The organism is Protofrankia sp. CiP1_Cm_nod3 (assembly GCF_982290655.1).
This window is the reverse complement of record NZ_CEVIVD010000105.1, coordinates 1,119-5,483: the sequence shown is the minus strand read 5'-3', so window position 1 is coordinate 5,483 and position 4,365 is coordinate 1,119. Positions and strand designations below refer to the sequence as shown.

4 protein-coding genes are annotated in these 4,365 nt (G+C 69.6%); 2 read left to right on the top strand and 2 right to left on the bottom strand.

Going from position 1 to position 4,365, the window contains the following annotated elements; translation table 11 throughout:
• Positions 1 to 28 precede the first annotated feature (28 nt).
• A complete protein-coding gene (gene prfB / locus AC5LUJ_RS17750) occupies positions 29 to 1,129 on the bottom strand; it encodes a peptide chain release factor 2 (RefSeq protein ID WP_250284338.1) in 1,101 nt (366 codons plus the stop codon).
• 656 nt (positions 1,130 to 1,785) lie between these two features.
• Between prfB and AC5LUJ_RS17745 the strand changes: the two genes are divergently transcribed.
• Positions 1,786 to 2,760: a hypothetical protein gene (locus AC5LUJ_RS17745; protein ID WP_250284340.1), complete on the top strand. Its 975-nt coding sequence runs from the start codon at positions 1,786 to 1,788 to the stop codon at positions 2,758 to 2,760.
• Positions 2,761 to 2,944: 184 nt separating this feature from the next.
• Here AC5LUJ_RS17745 and AC5LUJ_RS17740 read toward each other — a convergent pair whose 3' ends face one another.
• Positions 2,945 to 3,421 carry a pilus assembly protein TadG-related protein gene (locus tag AC5LUJ_RS17740; protein ID WP_250290273.1) on the bottom strand — a complete coding sequence of 159 codons (477 nt, stop codon included), beginning with the start codon at positions 3,419 to 3,421 and terminating at the stop codon, positions 2,945 to 2,947.
• A gap of 530 nt (positions 3,422 to 3,951) precedes the next feature.
• On the opposite strand from AC5LUJ_RS17740, the gene AC5LUJ_RS17735 reads away from it, so the two are divergent.
• Complete coding sequence (locus tag AC5LUJ_RS17735) at positions 3,952 to 4,149, top strand: hypothetical protein (RefSeq protein WP_250290272.1); 198 nt, start codon at positions 3,952 to 3,954, stop codon at positions 4,147 to 4,149.
• Positions 4,150 to 4,365 lie beyond the last annotated feature (216 nt).

Below are 4,365 nucleotides of genomic sequence, written 5' to 3'. Positions count from 1 at the left end.
CGGACAGGTGAGCGGATACGGACGGGGGTTATCCCTGCCGCTCCGTGGTCCGCCGCCAGCGGATCTCCGCGTCGATGAACTCGTCGATGTCGCCGTCGAGCACCGCCGCCGTGCCGGACGTCTCGACCTCGGTCCGCAGGTCCTTCACCATCTGGTACGGGTGCAGAACGTAGTTGCGGATCTGGGAGCCGAAGGAGACGTCCTGCGGCCCGCCGGTCAGCCGCTGCTTCTCGGCGGCCTCCTCGGCCCGCCTGCGTTCGAGCAGCTTCGCCTGGAGCACCATCATGGCCGCGGCCTTGTTCTGTAGCTGGCTGCGTTCGTTCTGACAGGTCACCACGATGTTGGTGGGCAGATGGGTGATCCGCACCGCGGAGTCGGTGGTGTTGACGCCCTGCCCGCCCGGCCCGGACGACCGGAAGATGTCGATCCGCAGCTCCTTGTCGTCGATCTCGACGTGGTCGGACTGCTCGACCGCGGGTGTCACCTCGACCCCGGCGAACGAGGTCTGCCGCCTGTTCTGGTTGTCGAAGGGGCTGATCCGTACCAGCCGGTGGACGCCGTGCTCGCTGCGCAGCGTCCCGTACGCGTAGGGCGCCCTGATCTGGAACGTGGCGGACTTCAGGCCCGCCTCCTCTGCCTCTGAGGTGTCGAACACCTCGGCGGCGTACCCGTGCCGTTCGGCCCAGCGCAGATACATGCGCAGCAGCATCGCGGTCCAGTCGGCGGCATCCACGCCGCCGGCGCCGGCCGAGAGCTGGACGATCGCGTCACGCTCGTCGTACTCACCGGAGAGCAGGGTGCGGACCTCGAGCGTGGAGATGTCGCGGGCGAGCGTGGGCAGGTCGTTCGCGGCCTCGGCGAGCAGGTCGTCGTCCCCCAGGTCGAGGGCGGCGATGACGTCGTCGAGACGCCGGCGCAGCGCCTCGACCCGCGAGATGTCCCCACGTACCGACGACAGTCGCCTGGTCACGACCTGGGCGCGTTCCTGATCGCTCCACAGCTGTGGGTCCGCTGCCTCGCGTTCCAGATCGGCTGCGCGACGACGGAGAGCTTCGAGATCAAGAACGGCCTCGATGCCGGCAAGCGTCGCGTCGAGAGCCTTGATCTCCTCTGTGATGTCGGCGGCCATGAGACCCACCTTACCGTCGGACGCACCGCACCCCCAGCCGTACAGATCTTGCCTCTCCGTTGCCTCCGGTTCGCCGCGCGACGCGGATCACGGCCCGTCGGTCGCCACGGAACGTAACCGATGATAACGGGGAAAGATCGCGGTACGCGGGAAAGCGGGCGCGTGGGGGCGCGCGGAGGGAACATGGGGGCATGCCCAGCCCAGCACGGCCGGGGCCGCGAAACCGTGGCGCACACGCCTGCCAGCCCGCCGCGACCGAGGCGATGTCATCCGGTGGAAACACCGAGGCGCCAGCTGAAATAACAGGGAAACAATGTTACGAGAAAGCGACGGTGTTACAGCCAGGTAATTTACCCCGGCCGGCCACACCGCCGACACGGCCCGCCCGGCGGCGTAATACCCTTGTGAGACACACAACACACCGCCACATCCCGGCACGGAAGCGGCAGGCGTTCCGAAACGCTATCGTTGGTAACGAGTGGCTTCTTCGGCCTGGAAGTGGTGACGTCGCATGCGCCCTTCCAGGGCTTGTCGGAATCGGCACCGGTGAGCACGGGAGCTCCGCCGCGCGTCGTCACCCTCGGGTGAGTCGTGGCCCTTGGCGGACAGAAAGAGAACCACGGTAATACGCCCGCCCGAACCCGAAGGACGCCGACATGCCTGAGCCTGCCGACCGACGACGGGTGCTCGCGGCCACCGTGGCCCCCATTGTCGCCATGACCGACCAGGCAAGCACCAGCGACCTGCACGAAGCCTGCGCACGGGCGCTGGAACAGGCGCTGGACAGCTACGAGACCGCCGACCTGGCCGACATCGTCTCCGGCCTGACCAGGCTGGAGGAGACCATGCGCACGGTGCCGCGTGCGCGGCGGCTACGGGGATCGGTCGCGCTGGACTGGATGCGGCTGCACGCCGCCGTGACCACCACCATGGCCGGAGCCGCCTACGACCAGGGCCGTCACGGCGACGCCGTGTCCCTGGCCGACCGGGCCGCGACGGTCGCCCGGGCCGCCGGTGACGGGCCGCTCGCCGGCCGTGCGCTGACCGTCCGCGCCCGGGTGGTCCGCCAGCACAACCCGGCGGTGGCGTTGCAGATCGCCGATGCCGCCGGCCGTATCGCCGGCACGAGCCCGGCCCGGGCGCTGGTCGCCGGCAAGGTCTCGGCCAGCTCGTATGCCGCGGTCGGCGACGTCGCCGGGGTCCGGCGCTCGGTGGCCCAGGCATGGAAGATCATGGAGCTGATGGACAGCTCCGCGCACGGGCGTCCGGGATTCGCCCTCGACACCTACTCCCCCGCCGACCTCGCGCTCGCCTCCGCCGAGGCGTTGACCACCGTGGGCGTCGCCGAGGACGCGGACAGCCACCTCGAGCGGGCGTCCGAGATGATCGACGACAGCGGACAGACCGGGATGGTGGTCGCGGTGCACATGGCGCGGGCCCGGGCCGCGCTCAGCCGCGAACGTCCCGACCCCTACGAGGCCAGGCAGCACGCCTCCCACGCGGTGACCCTCTCCCTGCAACGGCCAGCGGAATGGGTCGCCCGGCTGGTGCACGACATCTCCGCGCTCGCCACCAGGCGCACCGGCCACGACCTGGACGACCTGATCGCCACCACCTCCCCCTGGTTCTGACGGGGGTTGCCATGGGCCTTTCCAGGAAGGCTCCCGACGAGGCGCGGCCCGCGGCCCGGACCGGGGCGGGCGGTGCCGTCACGGCAGATTACCCGCGGTACCGCCTGCCGTAGCGGCTGGTGTTCATCGGCTGGTGTTCCGCGGGACGCGGGGGGCGTGGCCGGGCCGTAGCCGGGCCGGCGTTTCAGGGCGCGGGCGGGCGGACGAGTGACTGGGCGTCCGCGCTGGCCGTGACGGTCAGCGGGCCGATCCCCAGGATCGCCACCACCGGCAGGGTCACCGTGCGGATACCGGTCACCCGGACCGTCGCCGGCTCCACCAGTTCCGCGGTCAGCGTCGTGCGCCCGGACGGGTCGGCGTCGCTCTGGTACTGCGCGACGGTCGCGGCGACCGCCGTCAGCGGCAGCCGCTGGAGCTCCCCCGTCGCGGTGTAGATCGCCGTCTCGTCGACGCTCTGGGCCGCGGCGAGCGCCGCACCGTCCGCGGCGGAGGCGAGCGAACGCCTGGCCAGGTACACCACGGACACGTCGGTCACCACGAGCGCCAGCATCAACGCGACAAGAACATAGCCGAGGGTGAGAATCAGGATCGATCCCTCGTCCCGCACCCGGTGGCCTCCCGGCCCCCGGCGCATGGGACGTTTACACAGGTCAACGCACATCCGCGTCCCCTCCGGTCCGCAGCCAGGCGGCACTTGGCCCGCGGGCTGCCCCACCAGGGCCCGCGACGGCCACGATTTTCCGCGTCCGATCCGCCGCTCATCGGTGAGCGCAGGCTTTTCAGTTTCTCAAAGGGGCCGGAGCGCTCCGTTCAGGACCCCGCTCGCGGAAGCGCACCGCACCCAGTGCCTGGCCGATACCGAGCGACAAGGCCGGCTGGGACGACCAAGAAGACCACCGCGGGACGGCACACCTACGAGGATGTCGGGGAGCTGCTGGCCGAACTCGTGCTCACCGGCGAGGACATGGATCGCGCCCGCGAAACCACCGCCGGCCACATCCGTGCATGGCGATGGCGATGGGCACCTTGCCCAGGCCGCGGCTCCCGTGCCACATCAAGCGGCTGCTCCTTTGAGGATCCTGGCTCACGCCCCCAGCGGATCCGGACCGCGGGATGATCAAGAAACCATGGAGCATGGTAAGATGCGAGGAATCTGTTCACAGGCTGTCCAGGATGGGAAGGGGGGCCGAGATGGACCACGAGCCGCCGGCCGTTCTGGCCGATGTCGAATTTGTCGACCTTTCCCCTACCGCGCAGGCAGCGCTCGACGAGGCACTGGCCGAGGCCGATGCCGGCCACACCGAGCTGTACGACAGCGTCGAGGAGTTCGACGCGTCCCTGCGAGCGGCCGTCGTCGGCGACCTGGTCGAGTATCCCCGTACGGCCTGACCCAGACTTCTGCTCTGTGGCAGAAAGAGTATCGTGCGTGTGTGCCCACATTCGAGCGGACCTTACGCTTTCTGGACATGTACCGCCGTCTGACTCCCGCCCAGCGTGAGCGATTTCTGCGCGCACGGGACATGTTTCTCGTCGACCTCCGTAGCGGGAACGGGTTCCGCAAGGGGCTACGAGTCAAGGGCGTACGGACCCGACCAGGAGTGTATG